Here is a 2,180-nt window from a genome sequence, read left to right on the forward strand (position 1 = left end):
AATGCCTTGCCAAGGGTCATGGAGAATTTGAAAAATCAGGGGTATACCTTTGTGACCATACCAGAGATGCTCAATACTCGCCTAAAACCTCATGAACTGTATTATAGCCGTGATGAATAAGCAAGAAAAAATAGGTTCTGTCAGATATGTGATAGACTTATTTTTTACAAAAGATAGTACTAATTAGCAAAAAAATTATGCTATAAATGATAAATAAAATAGAAGGAGAAGCATATGAATACCTATCAATTAAATAATGGAGTAGAAATTCCAGTTCTAGGATTTGGAACTTTTAAGGCTAAGGATGGAGAAGAAGCCTATCGTGCAGTGTTAGAAGCCTTGAAGGCTGGTTATCGTCATATTGATACGGCGGCGATTTATCAGAATGAAGAAAGTGTTGGTCAAGCAATCAAAGATAGCGGAGTTCCACGAGAGGAATTGTTCGTAACTACCAAGCTGTGGAATAGCCAACAAACCTATGAGCAAGCTCGTCAGGCTTTTGCAGAGTCTTTAGCGAAGTTGGGCTTGGATTATTTGGATCTGTATTTGATTCATTGGCCAAATCCAAAACCGCTTAGAGAAAATGACGCATGGAAAATCCGAAATGCTGAGGTCTGGAGAGCGATGGAAGACCTCTATCAAGAAGGCAAGATCCGTGCTATCGGCGTTAGCAATTTTCTTCCCCATCATTTGGATGCCTTGTTTGAAACAGCAAAAATTCTTCCAGCGGTCAATCAAGTTCGCTTGGCGCCAGGTGTGTATCAAGAGGAAGTCGTAGATTACTGTCGAGAAAAAGGAATTTTATTGGAAGCTTGGGGCCCTTTTGGTCAGGGAGAACTATTTGATAGTAAGGAAGTCCAAGAAATCGCAGCAAATCATGGAAAGTTTGTTGCTCAGATAGCCTTGGCCTGGAGCTTGGCAGAAGGATTTCTACCACTTCCAAAATCTGTCACAGCCTCTCGTATTCAGGCTAATCTTGATTGCTTTGGAATTGAATTGAGCCATGAGGAGCGTGAAACCTTAAAAGCGATTGCTGTTCATTCTGGTGCTCCACGAGTTGATGATGTGGATTTTTAGAAAATCATAAAAAGAATTGTACATTGTTCTAATTTTTGATATAATAGTCAGCAGGAAAGAAAGTCTTATGGCGTTCTTCAAGCGAGCTTGGGATAGTGGGAGCCAAGTAGGGCAAAATAAAGTGCTGGCGCTTTCTGTCGTATTTTCAAAAACAATGAAGTAATAAATTAGGGTGGAACCGCGTTTCTGACGCCCCTAGGTTAAATCAACCTAGGATTGTCGGACGCGGTTCTTTTGCTTATTCAGTCTATTGTGTGAAAGAAAGGAGAGACGTGGAAAATCTTTATCTTGTAAAAGACGATAGTCAACTAGCTACATTTCGTGATTTTGTAGTAAGAAATACTGAAAAGTTGAAAGATTATCAATCTTTTTTAAAGAATGAACTTGCAGTCTGTGATTTACCGCAAGCCGTTATTTGGTCAGATTTTAATGCTGCTACACAGATTATTAGGGAAAGCGCTGTTCCAGCCTATACAAATAATAGACGAATGGTTATGACGCCTGATTTAGCTGTTTGGAAAGAGTTATATTTGTATCAGTTGATGGACTACAAGTGTTCTCAGCAAACTCAAGCAATAGAAAGTCACTATCATTCTTTATCTGAAAATTTCCTCTTACAGATTGTAGGACATGAGCTAGCTCATTGGTCGGAGCATTTTTTAGATGATTTTGATGGTTACGACTCTTATATCTGGTTCGAAGAGGGGATGGTTGAATATATTAGTCGCAAGTATTTCTTGACAGAAGAGGAATTTCAAGCGGAAAAAATTTGTAATCAATCTCTCGTAGAACTTTTTCAGAAGAAGTATGGTTGGCATTCACTGAATGATTTTGGTTCTTCGACTTATGATAAGAACTATGCAAGTATTTTTTATGAATACTGGCGCAGCTTTTTGACAGTAGATAAGTTGGTAGAAAATTTAGGTAGTGTACAAACGGTCTTAGATTCTTATCATCTATGGGCAAATACAGATAAAACTCTTCCCTTGTTAAATTGGTTTGTTCAGCAGAAATTAATTGAAAAAGAAATATAAAAACTAAAGGAGTAAACAATGTCTAAGAAATTAACATTTTACTGCGTCAGTGGCAGAAACCTCCTTACA

The 2,180-nt window shown here is 38.1% G+C and carries 2 protein-coding genes and 1 pseudogene; all 3 read left to right on the forward strand.

The window, feature by feature from the left end; all coding sequences use genetic code 11:
* Positions 1 to 120, forward strand: a pseudogene (locus tag HT687_RS12130) (peptidoglycan GlcNAc deacetylase); the annotation flags it as partial.
* Between the two features lie 114 nt (positions 121 to 234).
* Positions 235 to 1,077, forward strand: a complete 843-nt coding sequence (locus tag HT687_RS11570) for an aldo/keto reductase (RefSeq protein WP_001099666.1) — start codon at positions 235 to 237, stop codon at positions 1,075 to 1,077.
* 272 nt (positions 1,078 to 1,349) lie between these two features.
* Positions 1,350 to 2,111, forward strand: a complete 762-nt coding sequence (locus HT687_RS11575) for an elongation factor Tu (RefSeq protein ID WP_023936435.1) — start codon at positions 1,350 to 1,352, stop codon at positions 2,109 to 2,111.
* Positions 2,112 to 2,180: the final 69 nt, after the last annotated feature.

It is taken from the genome of Streptococcus sp. 1449 (assembly GCF_013276805.1).
In the GTDB taxonomy this organism is placed as follows: domain Bacteria; phylum Bacillota; class Bacilli; order Lactobacillales; family Streptococcaceae; genus Streptococcus; species Streptococcus pseudopneumoniae.